This window comes from Herbidospora sp. RD11066, assembly GCF_054661255.1.
In genome coordinates, this window is record NZ_BAAGDO010000004.1 from 444,068 (window position 1) to 468,538 (window position 24,471).

At 69.6% G+C, this 24,471-nt stretch carries 20 protein-coding genes; 7 read left to right on the forward strand and 13 right to left on the reverse strand.

Going from position 1 to position 24,471, the window contains the following annotated elements:
* The first annotated feature begins 98 nt into the window (after window positions 1-98).
* Genes ACYQ78_RS18780 through ACYQ78_RS18790 form a run of 3 tightly spaced genes read left to right on the forward strand, consistent with a single transcriptional unit; the run spans window position 99 to window position 3,042 of the window.
* Window positions 99-995, forward strand: coding sequence for a hypothetical protein (locus ACYQ78_RS18780; protein ID WP_459802142.1), 897 nt, complete (start codon window positions 99-101; stop codon window positions 993-995).
* A gap of 60 nt (window positions 996-1,055) precedes the next feature.
* Window positions 1,056-2,066 carry an LLM class flavin-dependent oxidoreductase gene (locus ACYQ78_RS18785; RefSeq protein ID WP_459802143.1) on the forward strand — a complete coding sequence of 337 codons (1,011 nt, stop codon included), beginning with the start codon at window positions 1,056-1,058 and terminating at the stop codon, window positions 2,064-2,066.
* A 10-nt stretch (window positions 2,067-2,076) separates the two neighbouring features.
* On the forward strand, window positions 2,077-3,042 hold the full coding sequence (locus ACYQ78_RS18790) for an NAD(P)H-dependent flavin oxidoreductase (RefSeq protein ID WP_459802144.1): 966 nt from the start codon (window positions 2,077-2,079) through the stop codon (window positions 3,040-3,042).
* Between the two features lie 162 nt (window positions 3,043-3,204).
* Here ACYQ78_RS18790 and ACYQ78_RS18795 read toward each other — a convergent pair whose 3' ends face one another.
* The 4 genes from ACYQ78_RS18795 to ACYQ78_RS18810 form a co-directional block, all read right to left on the reverse strand.
* Entirely contained in the window at window positions 3,205-4,266 is a 1,062-nt protein-coding gene (locus tag ACYQ78_RS18795) for a DUF2293 domain-containing protein (protein ID WP_459802145.1), read from the reverse strand.
* Window positions 4,263-5,075, reverse strand: a complete 813-nt coding sequence (locus ACYQ78_RS18800) for a hypothetical protein (RefSeq protein WP_459802146.1) — start codon at window positions 5,073-5,075, stop codon at window positions 4,263-4,265. Before ACYQ78_RS18800 ends, ACYQ78_RS18795 begins: the two co-directional genes overlap by 4 nt.
* Before the next feature lie 4 nt (window positions 5,076-5,079).
* Window positions 5,080-8,256, reverse strand: coding sequence for a S41 family peptidase (locus ACYQ78_RS18805; RefSeq protein ID WP_459802147.1), 3,177 nt, complete (start codon window positions 8,254-8,256; stop codon window positions 5,080-5,082).
* A gap of 65 nt (window positions 8,257-8,321) precedes the next feature.
* Window positions 8,322-8,552, reverse strand: coding sequence for a hypothetical protein (locus ACYQ78_RS18810; RefSeq protein ID WP_459802148.1), 231 nt, complete (start codon window positions 8,550-8,552; stop codon window positions 8,322-8,324).
* Between the two features lie 153 nt (window positions 8,553-8,705).
* On the opposite strand from ACYQ78_RS18810, the gene ACYQ78_RS18815 reads away from it, so the two are divergent.
* On the forward strand, window positions 8,706-10,262 hold the full coding sequence (locus ACYQ78_RS18815) for an AMP-binding protein (RefSeq protein WP_459802149.1): 1,557 nt from the start codon (window positions 8,706-8,708) through the stop codon (window positions 10,260-10,262).
* On the opposite strand, the gene ACYQ78_RS18820 is transcribed toward ACYQ78_RS18815, so the two are convergent.
* Entirely contained in the window at window positions 10,235-11,668 is a 1,434-nt protein-coding gene (locus tag ACYQ78_RS18820; RefSeq protein ID WP_459802150.1) for an MFS transporter, read from the reverse strand. The two genes, ACYQ78_RS18815 and ACYQ78_RS18820, sit on opposite strands and share 28 nt — an antisense overlap.
* A 143-nt stretch (window positions 11,669-11,811) precedes the next feature.
* Here ACYQ78_RS18820 and ACYQ78_RS18825 point away from each other — a divergent pair, with 143 nt between their 5' ends.
* On the forward strand, window positions 11,812-12,657 hold the full coding sequence (locus ACYQ78_RS18825) for a helix-turn-helix domain-containing protein (RefSeq protein ID WP_459802151.1): 846 nt from the start codon (window positions 11,812-11,814) through the stop codon (window positions 12,655-12,657).
* Window positions 12,654-12,860 carry a DUF397 domain-containing protein gene (locus tag ACYQ78_RS18830; protein ID WP_459802152.1) on the forward strand — a complete coding sequence of 69 codons (207 nt, stop codon included), beginning with the start codon at window positions 12,654-12,656 and terminating at the stop codon, window positions 12,858-12,860. Before ACYQ78_RS18825 ends, ACYQ78_RS18830 begins: the two co-directional genes overlap by 4 nt.
* Window positions 12,861-12,999: 139 nt before the next feature.
* Here ACYQ78_RS18830 and ACYQ78_RS18835 read toward each other — a convergent pair whose 3' ends face one another.
* The 6 genes from ACYQ78_RS18835 to ACYQ78_RS18860 form a co-directional block, all read right to left on the reverse strand.
* Window positions 13,000-16,302 carry a PQQ-dependent sugar dehydrogenase gene (locus ACYQ78_RS18835; protein ID WP_459802153.1) on the reverse strand — a complete coding sequence of 1,101 codons (3,303 nt, stop codon included), beginning with the start codon at window positions 16,300-16,302 and terminating at the stop codon, window positions 13,000-13,002.
* Window positions 16,303-16,474: 172 nt separating this feature from the next.
* Window positions 16,475-17,638, reverse strand: a complete 1,164-nt coding sequence (locus tag ACYQ78_RS18840) for a sugar phosphate isomerase/epimerase family protein (protein WP_459802154.1) — start codon at window positions 17,636-17,638, stop codon at window positions 16,475-16,477.
* Window positions 17,639-18,466: 828 nt separating this feature from the next.
* Window positions 18,467-18,832 (reverse strand): hypothetical protein, encoded by a 366-nt coding sequence (locus ACYQ78_RS18845; protein WP_459802155.1) that lies wholly within the window; start codon window positions 18,830-18,832, stop codon window positions 18,467-18,469.
* Window positions 18,833-18,943: 111 nt separating this feature from the next.
* Window positions 18,944-19,369 (reverse strand): large conductance mechanosensitive channel protein MscL, encoded by a 426-nt coding sequence (mscL, locus tag ACYQ78_RS18850; RefSeq protein ID WP_459802156.1) that lies wholly within the window; start codon window positions 19,367-19,369, stop codon window positions 18,944-18,946.
* A gap of 320 nt (window positions 19,370-19,689) precedes the next feature.
* Entirely contained in the window at window positions 19,690-21,171 is a 1,482-nt protein-coding gene (locus ACYQ78_RS18855; RefSeq protein WP_459802157.1) for a serine/threonine-protein kinase, read from the reverse strand.
* A complete protein-coding gene (locus tag ACYQ78_RS18860; RefSeq protein WP_459802158.1) occupies window positions 21,158-22,162 on the reverse strand; it encodes a LacI family DNA-binding transcriptional regulator in 1,005 nt (334 codons plus the stop codon). Before ACYQ78_RS18860 ends, ACYQ78_RS18855 begins: the two co-directional genes overlap by 14 nt.
* A 286-nt stretch (window positions 22,163-22,448) precedes the next feature.
* On the opposite strand from ACYQ78_RS18860, the gene ACYQ78_RS18865 reads away from it, so the two are divergent.
* Window positions 22,449-23,126, forward strand: a complete 678-nt coding sequence (locus tag ACYQ78_RS18865) for a DUF305 domain-containing protein (RefSeq protein ID WP_459802159.1) — start codon at window positions 22,449-22,451, stop codon at window positions 23,124-23,126.
* A gap of 96 nt (window positions 23,127-23,222) precedes the next feature.
* Here ACYQ78_RS18865 and ACYQ78_RS18870 read toward each other — a convergent pair whose 3' ends face one another.
* Together ACYQ78_RS18870 and ACYQ78_RS18875 are read right to left on the reverse strand one after the other, a co-directional pair.
* Window positions 23,223-23,777, reverse strand: coding sequence for a hypothetical protein (locus tag ACYQ78_RS18870; RefSeq protein WP_459802160.1), 555 nt, complete (start codon window positions 23,775-23,777; stop codon window positions 23,223-23,225).
* Window positions 23,778-23,803: 26 nt separating this feature from the next.
* Window positions 23,804-24,436 (reverse strand): hypothetical protein, encoded by a 633-nt coding sequence (locus ACYQ78_RS18875; RefSeq protein WP_459802161.1) that lies wholly within the window; start codon window positions 24,434-24,436, stop codon window positions 23,804-23,806.
* Between the last annotated feature and the right edge of the window lie 35 nt (window positions 24,437-24,471).

Consider the following 24,471-nt stretch of genomic DNA (forward strand, 5'->3'; position numbering starts at 1 on the left):
ACCAGCCATTCTCCCGCCCGCCATGTCCAATCTCATGAGTAGAAACAAATGGGGGCGAAACGGATGAAGCCGTCGAATTATTGGCGGTACCGGCGGTCGTGTTGGTCATCGTGGTCGGGATGTTCACCCTCGGTGCGCAGGCGGCGCCGGACGGGCACCGCGACACCATCCGCTACGCATCGGTCAAGGGGTGCGGCGCGGTCCCCTGCGGGGACTGGCGGCTGGTGACCCACCACGGCAGAGTCGTCCCGCTGAAAGAAGCCCAGGTCAGACCTCTTGACGAGAAGGGTAAGCCACTCCCCGTCGGCACCGTGCCGCTGACCGTCGGCGGTGACGGGACGAAGGCCGCCTACTTCCGGAAAAGTGGTCAGCTGGCGGTCCGGACGTTCGGCGGCCCGGTCAAAGTGCTGCCCGAGAGCGCGCTCCCGGCCGAGGACGCCCAGGCGATAGTAAGCCTGAAGCTGTCCGGCGACGGAGCCACGCTGGCGATCACCAACTGGCTCACCGAGCAGACCGGGCTCTACGACACCACCACCGGCCGGCGTCTCGGCCTGCTGCCCAAGGCGATGTTCCTCGGCTTTAGTGGCGACGGCGAGGAGGTGCTCGTGGACAACGACGACAAGCTGGTCGTCTACGACCTGTCGGGCCGTCTCCTGGGCGCCGGGCACCGGCCGCCGGACGCGATCGTAGACGCCCGTCTCGACGCGCTGCACGCCAACAGCACCAAGGTCGCCGTCGTCCGCGACGAACGTGAGGTCGTCGTCTACGACCTCAATGCCGGGCGCGTCGTCAAAGAGAATCCGATCAAACTGCCCAAGGGTGGCTGGGTGGACGCGCTCGACTGGACCGGCGACAACCGGCTCACCCTCCACGTTTCCACGAAGGGTGCGCGCATCACCGTGCTCGAACACGACGTGAAGTCGGGTGCCACCACGGTCCGGGAGACGTACACCCTGTTGAAGGACACGTTCACCTACACCACCTGTGGCGGCTGAGCCCCGGGAACTCGTTGCGGCTGCAATGATGGTTTCCCGCCATGCAATAGGGGGTTTCCCATGCCGCTGCGTCATCTCGGCTTCCTGACCATCGGCCTGTTCGACGAGGCCGACCCCCGCCGGGGCCACGAATCCACGCTGGAGATCATCGAGCTCGGGGAGCGCCTCGGGTTCGACAGCGTCTGGGTGCGGCACCGGCACCTCCAGTTCGGCATCTCCTCCCCGGTCGCCGTGCTGGCGGCGGCCTCGCAGCGGACCTCGCGCATCGAGCTCGGCACCGCCGTCATCCCCCTCGGCTGGGAGAACCCACTGCGGCTGGCCGAAGACCTGGCCACACTCGACCTCCTGTCCGGAGGCCGCCTCAACCCGGGCGTCAGCGTCGGCCCGCCGATGCACTACGACGAGGTCAAGGACGTCCTCTACCCCCACAGCGCCGACGTCGAGGATTTCAGCTACGACCGGGTCAGGCGGCTGCTCGACTGCGTGCGCGGGGAGAAGGTCACCGGCTTCAGCGGGGTCGAGGGGTTCGAGGTGTTCTCCGACCGGGTCCAGCCCCACTCGCCGGGTCTGGGGGGCCGGATCTGGTACGGCGGCGGCAGCCTCGGATCGGCGAAGTGGGCCGGGGCGCACGCGATGAACTTCCTGACCAGCAGTGTCGTCAAGGCCGAGGAGTCGGAGGACTTCGCGGAGGTGCAGCTCTCCCACATCCGCGCCTTCCGCGCCCAGCATCCCGACGGCGACCGTGCCCGGGTGTCGCAGGGGCTCGTCGTCATCCCGACCGACAGCGCGGGTCCCGAACAGCGGGCCAAGTACAAGGCGTTCGCGGAGAAGCGGCTGCCGCGGACCGCCTCGCCGCAGGGGCCGGCCCGGATGATGTTCGCGCCCGACATCGTCGGCACTTCCGACGAGATCGCCGAGCGGCTCCACGCCCACGCCGCCTTCCAGGAGGTGGACGAGGTCGCGTTCGCCCTGCCGTTCACCTTCGACCACGACGACTACGTGCAGATTCTCACCGACATGGCCACCAAACTGGGCCCGGCGCTCGGCTGGCGAGGCGATCACTCAGGGTGATGATGGTGTCATGGGATTGACGACGAGTTTCACGCAGTTGCTCGGTGTACGGCACCCGATCGTGTCGGCGCCGATGGCAGGGTCGGCCGGGGGCGCGCTGGCGGCGGCGGTGTCGCGGGGCGGGGGCTTCGGGTTCGTGGGCGGCGGGGTCGGCGACCCCGACTGGCTGGCCAGGGAGTTGCCGATCGTCGCCCACACCACCCGCGAACCGTGGGGTGTCGGCTTCCTCTCCTGGGCGGCCGACGTCAGCGCGGTCGAGCAGGCCCTCGAATACGACCCGATGGCGATCATGCTGGCGTTCGGCGATCCCACGCCGTTCCTCCAAGCCATCCGCCGGACCGACGTCTTCCTGATGATCCAGGTCACCGACCTGGCCGAGGCGCGGCAGGCGCTCGACGTCGGCGCCGACGTCATCGTGGTGCAGGGCACCGAGAGCGGTGGGCACGGCGCGCGGCGGGGGCGGTCGACGCTGCCGTTCGTGCCCGTCGTGGCCGACATGGCGGGGCCCACCCCGGTGCTGGCCGCCGGGGGCATCGCCGACGGGCGCGGCGTGGCGGCCTCCCTCGTGCTCGGGGCGTCCGGGGCGCTGCTCGGCACCCGCTTCCAGGCCACCGCCGAGGCCCTCGCCGACCCCGCCGTCACGCGGGCGATCGTGGAAGGGCAGGGCGAGCACACCGAACGCAGCAGCGTGCTCGACATCGCCCGAGGCACCGACTGGCCGGGCAAATACGACGGCCGCAGCCTCACCCACCCCTTCATCGACCGCTGGCGCGGCCGGGAGGACGAGTTCGCCGCCGACCCCCAGGCGGCCCGGCACTCCCGGGAGGAGATGGCCGCCGGCGCCGTCCCGCCGATCGTGTGGGCCGGGGAAGCGGTCGACCTCATCGCCGACCTGCCCTCGGCCGAGAACCTCGTCACCACCCTCGCCACCCAGGCCGAACAGGCCCTGAATCGGGTACGACCCACGACGAACTGAAGGGGATCACACGCGTGACCCGGTGGACCGAACACCGGGCCCCGCGTCCCGGCCGGGAAGGTTCGATGCGCCATAACCCCAGAGCCGCAGGGATGCCAGCCGGGCCCGACTCTCTAGGCCACGGCTTCAGGGCCGCCGGGTATCCGGGCCCGGCACCTTGCGTCACGACATGTCGGTCTGAGCCCGGCTCGGTCCCCTGCGCCACGACTCCAAGACCGCGTCGATCCGGTCCTTGATCTGGGCGCGGGCCGTCATCCGGGGGACGCCCTTCATCAGCAACTCGTCGTACGCCGTGTCCTTGTGGCGGACCGATGCCACGACCGCCAGGGTGATGGCCGACTCGTCCAAGACCTTGGCCGCTGAGGTTCGGCCCACCCGGCCGCTGCCGCGCAAGGCCGCGTGGGCGGCGATCTCGTCGGCGCGGGGGCAGCCGGGGAACAGGCGGAGAATCTCGGCCGCCATCCGGGCCTGGAACTCCACGTCCTGGTGGGCGCGGCGTTCCGCGTCGCGGTCACGGCGGCGGGCGCGGAGTTCCTCGTCCTCCAGGCAGAGTTCCTCGGCGCGGGTCAGCGCGGCCTCTTCGATCAGGACGCCGCGTCTTTCGAAGCGCTTCCGCCGCGGGTTGTACTCGACCACCACCGCCGACAGGCCGCTCTCCTTCTTGGCCCGGCGGCTCAGGGCCGCGTTACCGGCCGGGAGCATCACGAGATGGTCCATGTCGGCGCAGGTCAGGCAGTAGGAAGCGGAGTCTTCCATGATTAGGTAGGGGCCGGTGTCGGAGCAGCCCGCGCACCGCCACGGCTCCTGCGGGATCAGCACCCGCAGGTCGGGGGGGCGGTTCTGGGCCTCGGCCAGGCGGCGGCGGCTCGTGTCGGACATCGCGGGGCTGATCCACTGGCGGCAGAAGGCGCGTTCCTGCTCCTCCGAGCCGTTGCGGGTGAAGCGGAGCGCCGAGCGGTCGCGGCTGCCCGAGACGTAGGCCGTCTCGCCCGCGATCAGGCCCCGGTCGCCCGCCCATTCGGCCAGCAGGGCCGCCGCGTCGGTCATCCTGGCCGCGTCGACGGCGGCGAGTTCCTCCAGGGAGCCCGCGCGGCCCTGGCGCCAGCTCTCGACGTGGCGGGTGTGCACCCAGCGCAGGCCCGTGAGCACGTCGACGACGGTCACGTATTTCCGGGTGGCCAGCGCGATCTCGGCCGCTTCCGCGACCCGTCGTCCCAGTCTCATCGGGCGAGGGCCGCCCGGTGCACGTCCCGGGCCAGCCGGGTGATCTTGGTGACGGAGTCGGACCAGCGGGAGGTCTGGGTGGTCAGCACGACCTCGATGTAGCGGTCGCCCGTGCCGACGACACCGGTGGTGTGCAGCACGGCGTTGCGGAAGTCGACCGGGGCCGGAGCCTTGTAGAACGCGGCCGAGCCGTTGCCCTTGCAGCGGACGGGCGGCACCGAGCCGTAACCCGACCAGCCCTGCTTCACCGCCCACGGCTTGGCGACGCCGCGCGGGATGCCGAAGAACTGGTCGAAGCCGTCGCTGCCGCACGGGCCGGCCTGGCGCAGGTGGCCCATGATCGTGTTCCGGACCGTGGGGGAGGCCTGTTCGAGGATGTACTTGTAGACCTTGGCGATGTCGAGCGCGCTGATCGCGGTGTAGCCCCAGAACCCCGGCTTGTCGGCGGGAGGCGGGCCCGAGTCGGTCAGCTTCAGCTTCTTGGCGACGCGCTGGATGATCCTGCCCTGGCCACCCTGCGTCCACAGCTTGGTCGCCGCGTTGTCGTCGCTGACCCGCAGCATGGGCTTGATCAGGGCCAGGTTGGGCTTCTTCACGCGCTCCAGGTGGTCGATGGCGATCATGAGCTTCACGACCGACGCCGAGCGGAACCGCTTGTGGACGTTACGGCTGACCGTCACCTTCTTCTGGACCCTGTCGTACACGACATAACCCGTCGTCACCCCGGAGGGCACGGGCACCGTGGCCGCCGCGGCCGGGGCCGTCAACGCGGTCAGTAACAGCAGAGGTACGAGAAACAGGCGCAGCACCCGTCTACGCTAGCCGACCTCGACCACGGCGATCGTCGGTTTCGCGCCAGGCGGCCACCCTGGGCGGCAGGGTCGGCACCACGCGCCGGGGGCGGTCGGCCGGGTCGGCGGTGTGGGCGGGGGTCCGTTCGAGGTGGTCGAGGGCGATCTCGATGGCCCGTTCGAGCTGGGCGTCGACGCCCATGGCGTACTCCTGCGGGGTGATGTCGACCTCGACGTCGGGGTCGGCGCCGTAGTTCTCGACCCGCCAGCCAACGTCGTCGAAGGCGAAGGAGAACTCGGGCTGGGTGGTCAGCGTCCCGTCGGCCAGGCGGTGGCGGGGCCACACCCCGACCACGCCGCCCCAGGTACGGCGGCCGACGAGGGTGCCCAGGCCGAGCAGCTTGAACGTGTGGCAGAAGATGTCGCCGTCCGACCCGGCCCACTCGTTGGTCAGGCCGACGACGGGGCCGCGCGGCGACTCGTCGGGGTAGGGCGCGGCGACGCCCCAGCGCGGGAAGTCGTAGCCGAGCCGCCGCCGTGACAGTTTCTCCAGCAGCAGGGCCGACACGTTGCCGCCGCCGTTGAAGCGGACGTCCACGATGAGCGCCTCGCGGTCGTATTCGGTCAGGAAGCCCCGGTGGAACTCGGCGAACCCCTCGGGGCCCATGTCGGGGACGTGCACGTAGCCGACCCTGCCGCCGGTGCTCCCGTGCACGAGACAGCGGTTGGCGTTGACCCAGTCGCGGTAGCGGGCGGGCTGCTCGTCGGCCAGCGCCCGGACGACCACGAGGTGGTATTCGTCGTCGCGCTCGATGGTGAGCTCGACCTCCTCGTCGGCCAGGTTCACCAGCAGCCGCCCGGGGCTCGCGGAAGGGCCGACCGGGATGCCGTTGATGGCGGTCAGCACGTCGCCGACACGGGCGTCCACGCCCAGCCGGTTGAGCGGGGAGGTCGCCGACGGGTCCCACGGGTCGCCGGTGACGATGCGGCCGATGATGTAGCGGCCCGAATCGTAGCGCCAGTCGACGCCGAGTTTGCCCTGCCAGTAGTGCGGCCGGTCGCGGTACTCGCCGCCCGACTCGAAGGCGTGCGAGGTGCCCAGTTCGCCCAGCAGTTCCCAGAGCAGGTCGGAGAACTCGCCGCGGGTGCCGACCCGGTCGACCAGGGGGAGGTAGCGGGCGTAGACGCCGTCCCAGTCGATGCCGGCCATGTCCTCGTCCCAGAAGTTCTCGCGCTGGAGCCGCCACGCCTCGCGGAACATCTGCCGCCACTCCGCCTCGGGCGCGACCGACACCTTCACCCGGTCGAGGTCGATCCAGCCGTCGTTGCGGTCGGCCTCGTCGTCCTCCGACGGCGACTCCCCGGCCTTCACGACCCGCATCCGGTCGTCGCCGGACCGGTAGAGCAGGGTCGTGTGGTCGCGGCCCAGGACGAACTCGGCCACGTCGGAGACGAGCTCCTCGGCCTTCTGCTTGGCGTACTCGTAACAGTGCAGGGTCGAGCCGTGGTCGCCGACCACCGGGGTCGTGGTGTAGATGACCTTGCCCTTCAGCCCGGCGATCCGCTGGTAGCGGTTCTCCTCGACGGGGAAGGCGACGATCCGCCGGGACAGGCCGTCGGTGTGGATCTCGAAGTCGGGTTCGACCGCGTCGTCGTGGTCGAGAGGCCGGGGTTCCGGTACGAACGGCGACCCCACCCCCTCGCGCAGCGCGATGGCGTAGGGGCGGGTGCCCATCGGGAAACCCAGGTCGAACTGGAGCTCGTCGTAGACCGGGTTGAACACCCGCTGCCCGATGAAATACAGGTAGCGCCCGTCGGGGTCGAACGCCGGCCGCCGGTCGACCAGCACCGGGTCGGTCGCGGCGGCGATCTCGCCGGTCTCGGCGTTGAACAGCTTGATGATCGTCGTCTGCCGGGCCACCGGGCACGCGTAGGCCAGCCAGGTCCCGTCGGGAGACCACGCCGGGTCCTCGATCGCGCCGAACGGGCTGGCCTCGACCTCGGTCACCGTCGCGCCGTCGTCGTGCAGTTCGACCACGAGCAGCTCGTTGCGGTGGTTGGTGACGGCGATCCGGTCGCCCTTGGGGGAGACCTCCAGCGCGGTGATCCGCCCGGTGTCGGCGCCGTCGAGCCGGAGGGGGTCGTCGTGCTCGCGGGACAGCACGACCAGGACCTCCCGGTCGCCGTCGTCGCTGGCCGCCGCGACCAGGCGCTCGCCGTCGTCGTCGAGCCAGGTCAGGAACCGGTAGCGGACACCGTCGGGCTCGCCGTGCTGGAGCACAGGCCCCTCCCAGCAGGCGAAGGAGAACGCCTTCCCCCTGGACGTGATCGCCAGCCGCGACCCGTCGGCGCTGAGCGTCGCGCTGTCGAGGAAGTGCGAGGCCGACACGAACCTGCGGTTGCGCTGGGTCAGCGAACTGCCGAGCCGGACGTCGATGGGCCGGGGCTCGTCGGCGCCGGGGTCGAGCAGGTAGAGCTCCGCGCCGCAGTGGTAGACCAGCCGCTTCCCGTCGGACGACAGGTTGCGCGCGTAGTAGTCGCCGTGGTCGGTGTGCCGGGTCAGGTCGCCGCCCTCGGGCGAGCACGAGTAGACGTTCCCGACGCCCTCGTGGTCGGACAGGAAGAAGACCCGGTCGCCCACCCAGCACGGCGAGGCGAGGTTGCCCGGCAGCGCGATCAGGCGGCGGAACCGGCGGGCGCCGATCCACAGGTCGCCGACCGTGCCGCCGCGGTAGCGCTTCCAGCGGGCCGGGTCGGAGGTGTTGCGGCCCAGCACGATGCCGCCGGGGCCGTAGGTGATCGCGGACGCCGGGCCGTAGGGGAGCGGTTCCGGCACGCCTCCCGGGGTGACCCGGTGCAGCCAGCGGTAGCCGTGGAAGGGCTGGCCCTCGTCGCTGGTGTAGACGACGGCGCCGTGCGGGTCCCAGCCGGTGACCTGGCAGTCGGCGCCGTGGAAGGTGAGGCGTTCGACGGTGCCGCCGTCCGCCGGCATGACGTACACCTCCTCGGGCCCCTCCTCGCGGCCGACGAAGGCGATCTGGGTGCCGTCGGGGGACAGGCGCGGGTAGGCGGCCTCGGCGACCCCGGCGGTCAGCCGGAAGGCGCGGCCGCCGTCGGCGTGGACCATCCAGAGGTCGTCTTCGGCGGCGAACACCACGACGTCGCGGAAGATCGTGGGAAAGCGCAGATAACCCGCCATGCGGTCTCCCTTCCGACGGGAACGGGCCCGGGGATCGCTCCCCGGGCCCTCACCTCAGGCCCGTACTATGCGGGCCGGTGGTGCTGACCACCCTGGCGCTGCTGCTGCGAAGAGTGCGGCTGCTGCTGCGTCCGCTCCCCACCGGCCTGACGGCCGCCCATCGAACCGCCGCCCATGCCCTCGCGCTCGGGACGGCTCTCGCCGCCCTGAGCCTTCTCCTGCTTGGCCGCACGCTGGTCCTTGATGGCGGCGCGCTTGGCCTTGCCCGAGACCTTGGGCTGGCGCTTCTGAGGCATTTCAGCCATTTTTTCCCCCGAAAGTGGCTTTGATGACGCTATGTGTGCCATCGACTACATTCATACCCCTATGGGCGAAAGTAATCACACATGCGATTTGTGTGAGAATGGTCGCCGACGATTGTTCTGGACCATTGTTCTGGAGGGCGTGCGGTGACCCAGTTCGACCTGGCCACGCTGCATGAGGCGATCGCCGCGGCGGTCCCCGACCGGGAGTGCCTGGTATGGCGCGACCGGCGATCCACCTGGCGCGAGGTGACCGAACGCACCCGGCGGCTGGGCAACCTGCTGCACTCACGGGGGATCGGCGCCGGCGACCGGCTGGCCATCTATCTGCACAACGGCCCCGAATACCTGGAGGCCCTGCTCGGCGCCCACAAGGCCCGGGTGACCCCGTTCAACGTCAACTACCGCTACACCACCGACGAACTCGCCTACCTCTTCGCCGACGCCGGGCCGCGCGTCGTCGTCTTCCACGCGGCCTTCGCGCCGCTGGTCGAGAAGGTGGCCGCGCCGTCGATGCTCCTGCTCCAGGTCATGGACGAATCGGGCCACCCCCTGATCCCCGGAGCCCTCCCCTACGAGGAGGCGCTGGCCGGAGCCTCACCCGATCCGGTCCCCGTCACGCCGTCACCCGACGACCGGAACATCATCTACACCGGCGGCACGACCGGCATGCCCAAGGCCGTCGTCTGGCGCATCGGCGACCTCCTCGACGGCCCGGTCGGCGTCCGCCGCAGAGACGGTTCCGGATTCGAGACCCTGGCCGCCCTGGTCGACCACGCCTCGGCCAGCCGCCGCCGCATCCTGCCCGCCGCCCCGCTCATGCACGGCACCGGCATCTGGTTCACCCTCAACGGCTGGTGCCTCGGCTCGACCGTCGTCATCGCCGACCGCGTCGACCGCTTCGACGCGCCCGGCCTCCTGGCCACCCTTGAACGCGAGAAGGTCACGGGCACCGTCATCGTCGGCGACGCCTTCGCCCGTCCACTCATCGAAGAACTCCAGAACCGCGTGTACGACCTCAAGCTCGGCATGATCGGCACCAGTGGTGCCTTCCTGGGAGAGGCGTCCCGCGCCCGCCTGGCCGACCTCATCCCGGGTGTTCGCACCGTCGACACCCTGGGCTCCTCGGAGACCGGGAACTCCGCGGTCCGCATGGACGGCGGGAGGTTCGAGGCCGGGCCGTACACGGTGGTCCTGAGCGCCGACCAGACCCGGGTGCTGACCCCGGGCGACCCGGAGGAGGGCTGGCTGGCCCGGTCGGGCCCGATCCCGCTCGGCTATCTGGGCGACCCCGAGAAGACCGCCCGCACCTTCAGGGAGATCGGCGGCACCAGGTACGCGATCCCCGGCGACCGGGCGATCTGGCGGGCCGACGGCACCATCGACCTGCACGGCCGCGAGGCGACGGTCATCAACACGGCGGGGGAGAAGGTCTTCGCCGAAGAGGTCGAAGGCGTGTTGCGCGAGGTCGAGGGGGTCGTCGACGCCCTCGTGGTCGGCCGGCCCAGCGAGCGGTGGGGCCAGGAGGTCGTGGCCGTCGTCCAGACGGAAGAACCCGGTTCACCGGACGACGCCGCACTGAAGAGCGCGTGCGCCGCCCGGCTCGCCGGGTTCAAGGTGCCGAAGGAGTTCGTGCGGGTCGATCAGGTCCGCCGCCACGCCAACGGCAAGGCCGACTACGCCTGGGCGCGGTCGGCGGTCTGAACGCTGAGGGGCTCGGCGATGTCCTCCAGGGACCGCCGGGCCGCCTCGATGCCCAGGAACCACTGCACCAGCCCGGCCGCGATCATCAGTCCCGCCCCGACCAGATAGCCGATCGTCACCTGGCCGACCTGTTCGCTCTCCACCAGACGGCCGAACAGCACCGGGCCGATGATGCCGCCCAGGCCCGTGCCGACCGCGTAGAACAGCGCGATCGCCAGCGCCCTCGTCTCCATCGGGAAGATCTCCGACACGGTCAGGTACGCCGACGACGCTCCCGCCGAGGCGAAGAAGAAGACCACCATCCAGCAGATGGTCAGCGTCGTCGCGTCCAGGGCGCCGGCGTCGAACAGCAGGGCCGTGCCGACGAGCAACAGGCCCGACAGCACGTAGGAGCCCGCGATCATCGGACGGCGGCCGATCGTGTCGAAGAAGTGGCCCAGCAGCAGCGGCCCCAGGAAGTTGCCGATCGCGATGGGGATCAGGTACCAGGGCGTCGAGCCGTCGGGCACCCCGAAGAACTTCGCGAGCACCAGGGCGTACGTGAAGAAGATCGAGTTGTAGAGGAACGCCTGGCCGACGAACAGCGACAGCCCGACCACCGTGCGGCGCGGGTACTTCTTCACCAGGGTGACCGCGACCTCCGACAGCGGGGTGTGGTCGCGCTGGTTGACCGTGATCCGCTGGTCGACCTTGGGCAGTTCCTTGTGTACCGACTCCTCGATGTCGGTGACGATCCTCTCGGCCTCCTCGTCCTTGCCGTGGATGAAGAGCCATCGCGGGCTCTCCGGCACGAGCCTGCGGATCAGCAGGATGCCGATGCCGAGGATCGCGCCCAGGCCGAACAGCACCCGCCAGCCGATGTCCTCGGGCAGCACCTCCGGGTTGAGCAGCGGGATGGCCACCAGGGCGCCGAAGACCGTACCCAGCCAGTAGGAGCCGTTGATGATCAGGTCGACCCGGCCCCGGAGCCGGGCCGGGATCAGTTCGTCGATGGCCGAGTTGATGGCGGCGTACTCACCCCCGATTCCGGCGCCGGTGAAGAACCGGCACAGGAAGAAGTACCAGGGCTCGAACGAGAACGCCGTCGCCACCGTGGCGGCCAGATAGAGCGCCAGCGTGGCCAGGAAGAGTTTCTTCCTGCCGTACCTGTCGGTCAGATGGCCGAAGAAGAGCGCGCCGACGCACGCTCCGAGCACGTAGATGCCGGCCGCGAGGCCCACTTCCGAGTCGGTCAGCATGAGGCCGCCGGCCTCGCTCGTCAGCCGGGGGCCGATCACGCCGACGATCGTGACCTCGAGACCGTCGAGCACCCACACGGTGCCCAGCCCGAGCAGGACGAGCCAGTGGAATCGCGACCAGGGCAGCCGATCCAACCGCGCGGGAATGTCAGTCGTGATCTGCTTCATGCAAGGCCAGCTACCCCAAGAAGGACCTGGGATTCTCCGGCGGTGCAGAAATGTCCACCGTCCCTAATGCGCATTACCTGGGGTCCCTAACGCGGCGTGCGAGACTCCTTGACACCGGAAATACCAGAAAGGGCCACTCGTCAATGGGAACCGCTCGCCAGCCGACGATTCGGTTACGCCGTCTCGCCGGTGAGCTGACCCGGATGCGCCTCGACTCCGGCTACAGCCGTGAGGAGGTCGCCGGCCGCCTCGGTGTCGCGTTCTCCACCGTCTACCGCATCGAGACCGGCCTCACCCGCCCCCGTGCGAAGACCCTCCGTGACCTGCTCGACCTCTACGGCGCCGACCCCGCCCACCGGGCCGCCCTGGCCGACCTCGCCCGTGACGCGGGGGACCGCGGCTGGTGGCACGCCTTCGGTGACGTCCTCCCCGGGCCCTACGTGGGGCTCGAATGGGAGGCCGTGTCGGTGCGCAACTACGAATCGGTGGTCATCCCCGGCCTCCTCCAGACCGCCGACTACGCGCGGGCCGTCATCAGCGCCGCACTCGTGGAGACTCCGAAGGCCACCGGCCGCCGGGTCGCCCTGCGGCTCGAACGGCAGCGCAAGCTCGACCAGCGAGACTTCGCGATGTGGGTGGTCCTCGACGAGGGCGCCGTCTGGCGTCGCGTCGGGGGACCGCGGGTGATGGCCCAGCAACTCCGTCACCTGCACGACCTGGCCAACCGCCCCAACATCACGATCCAGGTGCTCTCTCTGCGTGGTGGCGCCTACCTCGGCATGGGCAGTCCGTTCAGCATCCTGAGCTTCGCCGGGCCCGCCGACGGGGAGGTCGTCCTGCTCGAGAACGCGGGCGGCGAACTCTACCTCGAGGCACCCGACCAGCTCAGCCGCTGCGCCCACATCTTCGACCACCTCCGTGCGGCGGCACTGAGCCCGGAGCGGTCGTTGGAAGTACTCGAATCCGCAGAGAAGGAGATGACGTCTTGAAGTTCACCGACCTCGACGGCGCCACCTGGCGTAAGGCCCAGAAGTCCAACAGCCAGGGCGACCAGTGCGTGGAGGTGGCTTTGATGGGCCACGCCATCGCGCTCCGCGACTCCAAGAACCCGACCGGCCCCACTCTCGTCTTCACGCCCGGCGAATGGGACGCGTTCGTCCACGGGGTGAAGGGCGGCGAGTTCGACGTATAAGGCATAACGGCTTTCAGGCGGGAGGGCCCGGACTCCACCTGAAAGAAACAGGCAGGGAAGGGCGTAAAGCGCCCTTCCCCGCCTTCTGGAAACGGGGTGGGGAGGGCCTACGGGGGCCCCTCCCCACCTTCAATGCGATTTAGATCTGGGCGAGGAGCGCGTTGGCGTCTCTTTCGAGGGCCGCGCGGAGCTCCGCGTCCTTGACGTAGTCGCGCTGGGACAGCGTGCGGATGAAGCTGTTCAGCTCAGACCTGGCCGCGGACGGCTTGTTCAGGCTGAGGCTGTGCTGGGCGTCGCGCAGGCTGTTCAGCAGCGAGGCGGCGCCGTTGGCGGTGATCTTGCCGGCGTCGCGGAGCCTGGGGATGAGCGTCTCCAGGTCCTCGTACGACGTCGTCACCGTGAACTTGACCTCGGCGGTCGCGGTGCGGCCGGACTTGTCGGTCACCGTGCCGACGAGCGTGTGCTCGCCGAGCGACAGCTTCCACAGCTCGAACGGCTGGCCGGGGGTGACCGGGGCGCCGTCGATCGTGGCGGTCGTGGTGTCCACGCCGGAGTGGGCGTCGGTGCCCGTCACCACGGGGGTGACGACGTCGCCGGTGCCGTACTCGGTGGCGGTGACCCCGGAGACCGCGGCCGTCGGGTTGGTCTTGTCGATCCGCACCGCGAGCGTGCCGACCTGGGAGACGTTGCCGCCCGAGTCGGTGGCCCGGTACTGGAAGGTGGTCACGCCCTCGGCGGTGATGCTGACCGGGTTGTTGGCGTTCGACCAGGTCTGGCCGCCGTTGGTGCTGTACTGGCGGCTGGAGACGGTGCCGTTGTCGGTCGCCGCGACGGTGACGGTGACGTTGCCCTGGTTCCAGCCGTTGGCGTTCGGCGCTGGGTTCGGCGTCGCGGTCACGGTCGGGGCGGTGACGTCGGCGACGCCGCCACCCTGGAACTCGAACTTGTCGAGCTCGACGCCACCGGTGGAGGTGACGAACAGCTTGCCGGTGCCGGTGGGGGAGCCGGTCAGGTTGGTGCTGACCGTCTGCCAGCCCGCGCCCGCCGGGATGTCGATCGTGGCGAACGGAGCGGCGTCGGCGGCGTTCCAGCGCAGGGACAGGGTGCCCGCACCGGACGCGGTGGTCTTGACGCCGGTGACACCCGCGAAGTTGACCGGGTCCCAGCCGAGAGAGTCACCCGGGTCGAGCGAGGTGATCTTGCCGAGGCCCGAGGCGTTCGGGTCGTCGGTGTCGACCGCGCCGTTGATGATGTCGGCGTGCTCGGCCTGCTGGAGCTTGGGGTTGAGGATGATGCTGGCCTCACCCAGCGCCGGCGGGAGGCCGTTGGCGCCGTTGTCGCGGTAGGTGACCACGATGACGCCGTAGATGTTCTCGGTCACGCCGTGCTCGGGGGCGTTGGCCGGGGTCGGCCAGGCGCCGGTGCAGCCCGTGCCCAGGGTCTCCGGGTGGGCGTGGTTGTCGTGGCCGAGGCCGAAGTTCCACTGCATCCGGGTGCAGACCGCGTTCGGGCCGTCCTCGGCGTCGGTGGCCGAGAGGTTGAACGGGATGGCCTGGCCCCAGTCGAAGAAGCCGCCGTTGGGCGGGCCGTTGACCGACACCACGGGGGCGGTGTTGCCGACGGAGATCTCGACCGAGGTCAGCGCCGACCGCCCACCGCCGTCGGTGACCTTCAGGCGGGCGAAGTACAGGCCGTTGGTCGAGTAGGTGTGGCTGATCTGGACACCGGTCTTGTCGAAGGTGCCGTCGCCGTCCACGTCCCACTCGTAGGTGAGGGCGCCCGGCTCGGTGTCGGTCGAGCCCGAGGCGTCGAAGTTCACGGTCAGCGGCGGCGCGCTCGCCGACGCCTTGTCGACCTTGATCTTCGCCTGCGGGGTCTTGTTGTCGGCCGCGTAGTCGATCCGGTAGAGACCGGAGTCGGGGTTGGCGCGGAAGAAGCCGTCGCCGTAGTCGAGGACGTAGAGCGCGCCATCGGGGCCGAACTCGATGTCGATCGGGCTGTCGGTGATCGGCATGGCGGCCTGGGTCAGCGCCCGGTTCGGGAGGAAGTGCTCGATCTTGGTGACCGGTCCGTCGGGGCCCGCCAGCGTGAAGGCCGCCAGGTAGTCCTGCGAGAACTCGGCGAAGAACGCCTTGCCGTCCCAGTACTGCGGGAACTTGTAGGGCGAGGGGTTGGCTGCGTCGTAGTGGTAGACCGGGCCGCCCATCGGGCCCTGGCCACCCTGCGTGTCGAAGTCGGTCAGACCGGCCCACTCGATCGGCTGGTGGGTGTTGTTGTCGCCGTAGTACAGGTCGGCCGGGGTGGCCGGGGGAAGCTGCGCGAGACCCGTGTTGTGCCGCGAGCCGCTGATCGGACCGGCGGTGCAGTCGAAGAACTCACGGGGCGTGTTGGTCGCGAAGTTCCAGTTGTTGTAGTTGAAGTTGTTGCCCGTGCAGTACGGCCAACCGGCGTTGATCGGCTTGTTCAGCGGGGTGGTGTTCCACTCCACGTAGCCCATCGGACCGCGGTCGGCGTTCGGCGCGCCGGCGTCGGGGCCGTAGTCGGCCCACGACAGGTTGCCGGTCTCGCTGTCGACGTCCAGGCGGAACGGGTTGCGCACGCCGGTCACGAAGACTTCCGGACGGGTCTTCTCCGTGCCGACCGGCCACAGGTTCCCGGCCGGGATCGTGTACGAGCCGTCGGCCTGGACCTTGATGCGCAGGATCTTGCCGCGCAGGTCGTTGCTGTTGCCGGCGCCGCGGCGGGTGTCGTTGCCCGGGTTGACGCCGGGGGCGTCGTTGTTCGGGGCGTAGCCGTTGGCGCCCGGTGCGGAGGCCGGGGTGTTGTCACCGGTGCCGAGGTAGAGGTTGCCGTCGGCGTCGAAGTCGATGTCGCCCGCGACGTGGCAGCACTGGCCGCGCTGGGTCTCGACCTTGATGATGACCTGCTCGGTCGTCATGTCGAGCTTGGAGCCGTCCCACTTGAACCGGGAGAGCTGGTTGTAGCCCTTCCACTGGTCCCAGTAGGCGTCGGTCTGACCCGCGGGCAGCGTGTTCGGCGCGGACCCTGTCGGGGTGGTCTCGACGTAGGGCGGCGTCATCGTGCGGGGGGCGTAGTAGACGTACACCCACTTGTTGTTCGCGAAGTCGGGGTCGAGTTCGACGGTCTGGAGACCGTCCTCGGAGTTGTTGTAGACCGAGAACGTGTTCACGATCTTGGTGATGCCGGTGCCCGGGTCGGTCAGTCGCAGATCACCGTTGCGGGCGGTGGTCAGGACGCGCAGGTCGGGCAGCACCGCCATGTCGACGGGCTCGCCGACGTTCTTGGTGAGGGTGATCTTCTCGTAGTTCGACCACGTGATCGCCGGGTCGTCGGCGGCCTGCGCCTGGCCACCGCCGAGCATGCCTAACGGAAGCGCAAGGGTGGCCACGATGGCCCCCAGCGCCCTTCGGGTACGCTGCATGGAAGGTACTTCTCCTTGGACGAGGAGTATCGGGACCGGACCGCCACGCCCGCCGGGGCAACGGCGGATCCGCGCGGCGGTCCGGTATGAAACTGGGCTATGAAAACCTGTCTTTTAGGCAGATTCCCAAGCACGCGAGCCACGGCCGACCTTCGGCCGTCCGTGCCTCGCTTTACTCGTAGTACCGGTCTTCACGCATGCCGGCCCAGTTGTTCCAGGCGAGCTGGGCGAGGTTGAGCGACTGCATCGGGTCGGTGCCCGGCGCGTTGTCCTGCTCGATCATCGGGTTGTGCTTGTCGCGGATCTTCACCAGCTCGAAGAACTCGCGGTAGTTGATGTTGCCGGTGCCCAGGGTCGCGAAGTCGTAGCCGTTCGCCGAGGCGGGGTTGGACTTGCCGTCCTTGATGTGGAACAGCGGGTAGCGCTTCTGGTTGTCCCGGACCAGCTGGAAGGGCTGGAAGACCTTCTGCACCACGGTGCCGTCGGCGGCCGTGTAGTTGCTGAACTTGTACTGCGCGACGTGGGCCCAGTACAGGTCCATCTCCAGGAAGACCAGGTGCTTGTCGGTCTGGCTGAGGAAGTACTCCAGCTTGCGGATACCGGACGAACGGGTCGGCCGGCCGAGCGCGTCCAGCGGGCCGCTGTCCAGCAGGAAGTTGTACGCCGCGTCGTGGTTGTGCGTGTACAGCTTCAGGCCGGCGGCGGTCGCGATCTCGCCCAGGGCGTGCCACTTGGCGATGGCGACGTCCCAGTCGGCCTTGAAGTTGCTGCTGGTCGGGTCGGAACCGGTGCCGACGTGCTGCATGCCGAGGGTGTTGGCGATCTCGCAGTGCAGCTTGAACCGGTCGATGTCGGCCTGGCTGAGGGGCCACGACGAGGGGATGAAGCCGTGGTTGCCCTGGGCCCGCAGGCCGTACTCGTCGAGCCACGACCGCATTAACTGGGCGCCGGCGACGGTCTCCAGGTTGCGGCCGCCCTCGGCGTTGGCGTGCTGGGTGTAGCCCGCGAACTCGATCTGCTTGTAGCCGTAGGCCGAGAGGGTCTGGAGAACCTCGCGGAAGCCCGAGGGCGCGGTGTTGACGAGGGGGTCACGGCCCGTGGCGTCGCGGACCGTGTAGAGGATGATGCCTCGCTGCGAGGCGGGAACCAGGGCGCTCACGTCGTCCGGCAGCGCGGGGGCTGCCGCAGGCGCGGCGTCATCGGCCATGGCGGCTCCGGGCAGGGCGAGCGGCAGCGCCGCGGCCGCGGCCACACCAGTGGTGGCCGCCACGAACTGGCGCCGGCTCAGGCGCAGTTTGCGGCGGAGGGAGTCGTCTTGGGCATGCGTGTCGCTCACGCTTACTCCTCTTCGGTGAGGGACGCGTGCGCCGATCACGTCTCTGTGACTCTGTGTCGACCCGCAGGCTGCCACCGCCCTTGAGCTGATCGATGACATTGTTACTACGGGATATGAGGGGGGTCAACGGGCTCAGACCCGGGTTGTGATCCCCACCCGGACCGTTCCTGAACCCTGTGGGAGCGTGTTCCTGCTGGCAGGGTGCGGCAGTGCAACGTCACATGGGGCCCTGGTGGGGTAATTAATCTCGTCGATCGGCAGACTTCTGTTGACAAAAATCATAAGTCCCATCTATCGTCCCGAAACATGTAGGACATCTGTGGTTTCTCCTACAAAACATCCGATGTATCCCGGGTGACGGTTCCGCCAGAACCGGTCGCCCTCGTCTCTGCCCTCATTTCCGTCTCCTGGTGGATTCGGTTCGGTCCCTCCCGTCGTCGCGCCGAGTCGACGGGGTCACCAGGGAATGCCACCCCGGCCTGGATCCCCCAGCATGAGTGCTCGGAAAAACACCGCGATCGCCGTACCTCCCCGGAGGTACGGCGATCGCGAGTTGATCTGCGTGATGAGCCCGATGACCCGCCGGCCGGTTCAACCACCGGCCGGCCGGTCACGAGTTGTAAGAAAGTCTTTCGCCGGGCGAGCTCCCTGACGGTCCGCCCCGGTCCGGTTCCTCAGTCGTTTCCCCGTTCGGAACCATGGGCGGAATCCCGCCCCCGCCGGATCCCTTCACCGTCGAGTCGTACCCGCCGTCTCTTTCGCCGCCCGAATCGTTTCCCCGGGCGGATTCTCTTTCCTCACCACCCACGTCGCCCCCGTCGCGGTGGATCAGCTGCAGGCGAGGCCGAGTTCCTGGGTCGCCTCGGAGGTCTTGGTGGCGAACTCGGTGATCGCCGAGGGGTTCGCCGGGTCGATCTTGAGGGTGGCCCACGTGTCGGCCATCTTCGTGAGCGACGCCTTGAGGTCGCCGTCGGCCTTGTCGGCCAGGCCCTTGAGCTGGGTGGCCAGAGCCTGGGTCTCCGTGTTGATCCCGTCGAGGTTCCCGGCGGCCGCGCCGACCTTGGTGCTGTAATCGGTGAACGCCTTCATGGCCTCGGTACAGACCTCGGTCGTGTTCCCGCCGGCGCCACACGCGGCGACGCCCATGAGGAGAGAGGTCGCGGCGGTGGCGATGATGAGGCGAGCGGTCTTCATTGGGAGAGTGCCTTCCTAGTTGTCTTTGACGAGACGGGACACTAGGGAAGCCGACTTGCGGGGGCCTTTCACGCCGCTTACAGGTTTTACGCCCGCCTTATGCCCCAACCCTTACGCGGGAGGCCGCTCGGCCGCCGCCGGGATCAGGTCGCTTGTGCAGAACGCACACTTGCGGGCCGCGATCGGTACGTCGCTCAGACACTCGGGACACTGCTTCTCCGTGGCGACCTTCTCCTTCTCGAACATGGAGACCAGCCGGGTCATGGGGGTGACCACCAGCCAGTAGACGACCGCCGCGATGATCACGAAGCTCAACAGGGTGTTGAGGAAGTGTCCGTAGGCGAACTCGCTGTCGTTGATCGTGAACTTCAGCTCGCCGAAACTCTCCTCGGCGCCGCCGGTGATCGCCTTGACGAGGGGTGTGATGAAGTCGGCGACCACTGCCTGGATGAGGCCGCCGAAGGCGGCGCCGATGACCACGGCCACCGCCAGCTCCACGATGTTGCCGCGGAGGAGGAACTTTTTGAATCCACTCATGGGCCCGCAGGCTACCCAATGAAAGAGGACGGATTCCGCATGAAAGATTCGGCAGTCTTGCGGGAAGGTGACGGGCGGGTCCGGCAACGGCCTCGACACGGGCAGGAAACACCTGCTTATTCTGGGAGCGCTCCCATTGACGGGAGCGCTCCCATGGGTTCTCGCGGAAATAAACCCGGAATTCGAGGGATCGTGCGGGCACGTGCGGAAGCCCGCACGATCGCCCTCACCCTTCCGAGTCTGGAGATCGCCTTCCACCGGGCGTTCCACAGAGTGGACCGGCCGGGACGCCCGCGTTCCGATTCAGAGTTTTGCGGCGGTCAGGTTCCCTTCGCCGCGAAGGCCGCGGACAGCCGGTCGAGGGCGGCCTCCAGCCGGGGCTTGAAGGCGGGGGTGAGGGAACCCTCCCGGAGGCGGTCGTCGAGCTTCCTGCGGAGGTTGGGGACCGCGCGGGGGTCGTTGTTGGCGATCATGTTCCGCAGTTCGAGCCGCAGGTCGTCGGCGGCATGGGCGCGGAGGTCGCCGGACCTCCCGCCCTCGGTCACGAGGCGGTCGAAATCGGCCGCGGCCGTCTCGACGGTCGGGGTGCCGGCGGCCGGGCTGGCCAGCGGGATCGGCGCCAGAGTGGACCCGGGGGCGGGGGTGGGCCGGGTCGGCGGGCGCGGCGGCGGGGGATCGGGGCCGTCCTCCGCGGAGCTGCCGTTCTCCGGATCCTCTCCCGAAGCGTCTTCGGGTGCCGGGGCGCCCGCGTCGGTGGCGCGGGGTTCCGGGGTGCCGGGGTCGGGGTCGAGGACCGGGAGGCTCCGGTCGGGAGGGGTGCGGGAGGTGGCCTGGGTCGTGGGGGTCACGCTCAGGCCGATGTCCGCCGCCAGGCCGGCGGGGGTGCCGCCGGGCTGCTGCCAGACCAGGATGCCGAGGGCCAGGACCCCGGCGACCGCCGCGCCCCACTTCACCCAGCCGGGCTCGCGTTCGGCCTCACCGGGCAACAGGGCGGCGGCGACCTCGCGGGCGCTGGGCCGGTCCGTCGGGTCGGGCGACAGACATCGGCGGCAGACGGCCGCGATCTCGGGCGGTAGCCCGGGGACGCCCTCGGGGCCGGGGGGCGGCCCGTCGCGGCGGGCCTTCTCGATGCCCTCCCAGGTGGTCTCGGGATAGGGCGGGTGGCCCTTGAGCATCTCGTACAGGAGAACGCCCAGGGAGTAGACGTCGACCGCGGGGGCGGCGGGTAACTCCTTGAGGCGTTCGGGAGCCACGTAGGGTGGCGTGCCGAAGTCCTTGACCAGGTCGTCGTCGGCCTCGCCGGCGAAGGCGGCGATGCCGAAGTCGAGCAGCTTGGCGCCCTCCGGGGTGAGCAGGACGTTCTCCGGCGTGACGTCGCGGTGCACGATGCCGCGTTCGTGGGCGGCGGCCAGCACCAGTGCCAGGCGGGCGGCGGTGGTGGCCGCCTCCTCCCAGGGCACCGGTCCCTCGGCCAGGCGGTCGGCCAGGGACCGGCCCTCGAGCAGGCGCATGACGACGTAGGCGGCGAGGCGTCCCCGGGGGGTGACGGTCTCGCCGTAGTCGTACACCTCGATGGCGTCGGGGTGGATCAGCCGGGCCGTCGCCCTGGCCTCCCGGCGGATGAGTTCCCGGCCGGGGTTGTCGCCGTCGAGGGACGAGTCGAGCAGCTTGATGGCGACGGTCCGCTGGAGCGACTGGTCGAACGCCTTCCAGATGACCGACATCCCGCCCGTCGCTATCCGCTCTTGCAGCAGATAGCGACGGGTCAGGACATCGCCTTCGGCCAGCTCAGGTCGATTCACGGACGATCAGTTCCGTGGGCAGGACCGGGTTGCCCTTGGGCGCCTCGCCGTCGGCCAGGGCCATGAGGAGCATCCGGGCGGCCAGGGCCGCCTGTTCCTCCACCGGCTGGCGGACCGTGGTGAGGGTGGGCGTGGTGTGCCGGGCTATGGGGGCGTCGTCGAACCCGACCACCGCGACGTCGTCGGGCACCTTGCGCCCGGCCCGCCGCAGCGCCTGGATCGCGCCCGCCGCCATCACGTCGGACGCGGCGAACACCGCGTCCAGCCTGGGCGCGCGCTGCAGCAGCCATTGCATGGCGTGCGCTCCCGAGGCGTGGGTGAAGTCTCCGTACGCGACGGGCATGTCGGTGACCCCCGCGTCGCGGAGGGTCTCCCGGAACCCGTCGAGCCGGTCGCGTGCCGCCGGGAGAGTCGGCGGCCCGGCGATCGTGGCGATCACCCTCCGGTTGCCCAGCAGTAGGTGCTCGGCGGCCTGGCGGCCTCCGTCGCGGTTGTCCATGTCGACGTACGGCAGATCCACGCCGTCCGGCGGGCGCCCGGCACTGCGGACCGGGATCCCTGAGGCGGCGAGTGTCACGGCGAGCGGGTGGCGGGCCCGCGCCCCGATCAGGAGCACCCCGTCGACGGCCCCCGCCACCAGGGGCGGAGCGGCTATCGCGGCGGTCGCCGGAGTGGCGGTCATGACCACGAGAGGAACCCCGTGGCCGGCGAACACCTCTTCGGCGGCCGACAGCAGCCGTGCGTAGTACGGCTCGGTGAACAACCGAGGCGTCTGCTCACAGACCACTGCGGCGACGATCTGGTCCGTACGCCGCGCGGTGGAGCCCCGGGGGGCTCTCCGGCGGACGTACCCCAGGCGCGACATGGCGTCGTGGACCTGTCGCCTGGTGCTTGTGGTCACTCTGACCGAGCCCGTCAGGACTCGGGAAGCGGTTGCCGGGGAGACGCCAGCAGCGGCGGCTACCTCTGCGAGGGTGGGAAGATCGGCCATCCGGTCTCCTCAGGCCCGAATTGTGTTACGCGGCGGCTTGGGAGCGCTCCCAAGAACGTAGCACTGTTTCGTGCGTGTCAACAGAGGTTTCGTGTGGATGAAACCTTTCATCGACTTTCGGTCCCCTTGCGCATGATCGCAGGCTAGAACAGGTGCTCCGGAAGCGCACCAGCGTTTGACCGAAAGAGTTAGGAGAGTTCTGCGGGAGGCACGATTCGTGCGATGTGCGGCCCTCCGCCCATTATCTGAACACTCCCTTATGTGGGTTTCGGTAGGGTCTCGCCCCATGACGACCTTCCCCCGGATCGCCCTGCCCGCCATCGTGGCCGCGGCCCTGATGACCGGATGCGCCGCCGAGTCCGTGGTCGACCCTGCGGGCGGCGCCGCGCCGTCCCCCGCCGCCACCTCCGCCGCGGCGATCCCCACCGTGACGGCCTCCCAGGAACCCGAGGCGACCGAGCCGGCCGAGGAGCCGACCGAGGAGCCCAGCGCCATCGAGGAACCCGTCCCCGACGCCGGGCCGAACGCGGCGGACGAGGGCTTCGCCGCCTCCCTGATCACCCACAACCTGCAGGCCTACGACCTGACCGGCCTCGCCGCGACCGCCGCGGAGGACCAGTGGGTCCGCGACTTCGCCGCCGCCTACCGGGCCGAACGCGAGCCCGAGGTGGAGGCGCTGAAGGGCTGGCTGGCCGAATGGAACGTGGAGCCGCTCAAGCGCGGCGCGCCGATGCCGGGCCTGATCTCCGAGAAGGACATGGCCGATCTGGCCGCCTCGGCGGGCGCCGCCTTCGACGAGCGGTTCACGGCGCTGATGATCCAGCACGTGAAGGGCGCGCTGAAGCTGGCCGACGAGGAGACCGGCGGCGGGGCGTTCGGCCCGGGCGTGGCGATGGCCAACGCGATCGCCGAGTCGGGTGTGACCCAGTTGAAGGAACTGCAGAAGTTCCAGAAGTCGCTGTAACCAGGTTCTTTTATGAAAGGGGTGGCCCCGGCCGCCCCTTTTCCTTTGCGCGGCGTGACGACGGTCGCGGTATTCCGGTCAGGTACGAGGCTGTGTTCACCGCCGCCAGGCTTTGGCGTACTTGCCGCGGTACTTGGGGTCGTTCTCGGTGTCGATCAGGGCCAGTGCCTGCGGCTCGATGGTCTCGTCGCCCGTGGCCTCGTACAGCTTCCGCAGCCCTACGACGATGTCGAAGCGGATGAGCGTGGCGTTCTTCTCCGGGGCGGCGTCCGCGAACCGGGCGGCGAGCGCGGCCACCACGGCCCCGCGCTGCCCTGGGCCGGCGAGCCCGATCTTCCACAGGGACTGCAGGCAGTGCCGCGCGGTCACGAACCGGCTGTCTCTGGTGACCTGGATCAGCGGGGCGAGGCAGTCGAGGATCCGCTCGTCCGGATCGCTGATGGCCAGGTTGCACAGGACCTGCGCGGCGATCGCCCGGTTGTGGTTGTCCTCGTGGCGCAGGTTGGCGACGACGTCGTCCCACACCTGGTAGGCCCACGGGACCGGACGCTCCGTCGCCCGCATCGTCGCCGTGTAGGCGGCGTTCTGCCGGTCTCGCTCCTTGGACCACAGGTCGCCGAACTGGTCCGGAATCGCACTCGTGCCGGTCACGAGGTCATGGTAGGCCCCGGTGGCCGCTACGTCTCGTAGGTGTCGAGCCTCGGGGGCAGGGCGTTCCAGGTGCAGAAGGCCGAGGACTCGCGGCCGTCCTTCAGGAAGGTGATCCGGAGCCAGAAGGGCTCCGTCCACGTCTTCAGTTCCCAGCCCTCCGCCGGGGTGGCCGACACGATCCGGCAGTCCTTCTCGCCCACGGCCACCGTGGCGCGGCCGCCGTTCAGGGTGAAGGTGTGCAGCTTCTCGTTCGACTGGGCCTGTGGCGCCTCGGAGGTAGGCGGTGGTTTCGGGGCCTGGGTCTGCTTGGGGGCGGGCGGCGGGGTCGGGTCGTCGGCGGGCGGGGCCGTCGTGCGGGCTACCGTCGGGCGGCCGGTCGGCGCGGGCTTCTTCCTGGGCCGGGGCGTCGGCGACGTCGAAGGCCGCGTGGACGCGGTGGGCGTGGGCTTATCGGAGATGGAGACGGGAGGTTCGGCCGTGGGTGGTTCGCGGCGGGCGGCGGAGACCGCGTTCGGTTGCGGGGCCGCGACGACCAGCGGGGTCAGCGGTTCGCCGTCGCCCAAGGCGGTGCGTAAGACGCCGCTGACGCCGAACCAGGCCACTCCGATGGCCAGGGCGGTGGCCCCGCACCACGCCACGGTGTACCCGATAGCCCGCATATGGCGTCATTATCCCCGAAAGACTATTGAAACGT

Coding starts and splice junctions, on each gene's coding strand:
- ACYQ78_RS18865 (WP_459802159.1), top strand. CDS start 22,449: ATGACGACCTTCCCCCGGATCGCCCTGCCCGCCATCGTGGCCGCGGCC.
- ACYQ78_RS18820 (WP_459802150.1), bottom strand. CDS start 11,668: ATGAAGCAGATCACGACTGACATTCCCGCGCGGTTGGATCGGCTGCCC.
- ACYQ78_RS18835 (WP_459802153.1), bottom strand. CDS start 16,302: ATGCAGCGTACCCGAAGGGCGCTGGGGGCCATCGTGGCCACCCTTGCG.
- ACYQ78_RS18875 (WP_459802161.1), bottom strand. CDS start 24,436: ATGCGGGCTATCGGGTACACCGTGGCGTGGTGCGGGGCCACCGCCCTG.
- ACYQ78_RS18860 (WP_459802158.1), bottom strand. CDS start 22,162: ATGGCCGATCTTCCCACCCTCGCAGAGGTAGCCGCCGCTGCTGGCGTC.
- ACYQ78_RS18785 (WP_459802143.1), top strand. CDS start 1,056: ATGCCGCTGCGTCATCTCGGCTTCCTGACCATCGGCCTGTTCGACGAG.
- ACYQ78_RS18805 (WP_459802147.1), bottom strand. CDS start 8,256: ATGGCGGGTTATCTGCGCTTTCCCACGATCTTCCGCGACGTCGTGGTG.
- ACYQ78_RS18825 (WP_459802151.1), top strand. CDS start 11,812: ATGGGAACCGCTCGCCAGCCGACGATTCGGTTACGCCGTCTCGCCGGT.
- ACYQ78_RS18795 (WP_459802145.1), bottom strand. CDS start 4,266: ATGAGACTGGGACGACGGGTCGCGGAAGCGGCCGAGATCGCGCTGGCC.
- ACYQ78_RS18810 (WP_459802148.1), bottom strand. CDS start 8,552: ATGCCTCAGAAGCGCCAGCCCAAGGTCTCGGGCAAGGCCAAGCGCGCC.
- mscL (WP_459802156.1), bottom strand. CDS start 19,369: ATGAGTGGATTCAAAAAGTTCCTCCTCCGCGGCAACATCGTGGAGCTG.
- ACYQ78_RS18845 (WP_459802155.1), bottom strand. CDS start 18,832: ATGAAGACCGCTCGCCTCATCATCGCCACCGCCGCGACCTCTCTCCTC.
- ACYQ78_RS18790 (WP_459802144.1), top strand. CDS start 2,077: ATGGGATTGACGACGAGTTTCACGCAGTTGCTCGGTGTACGGCACCCG.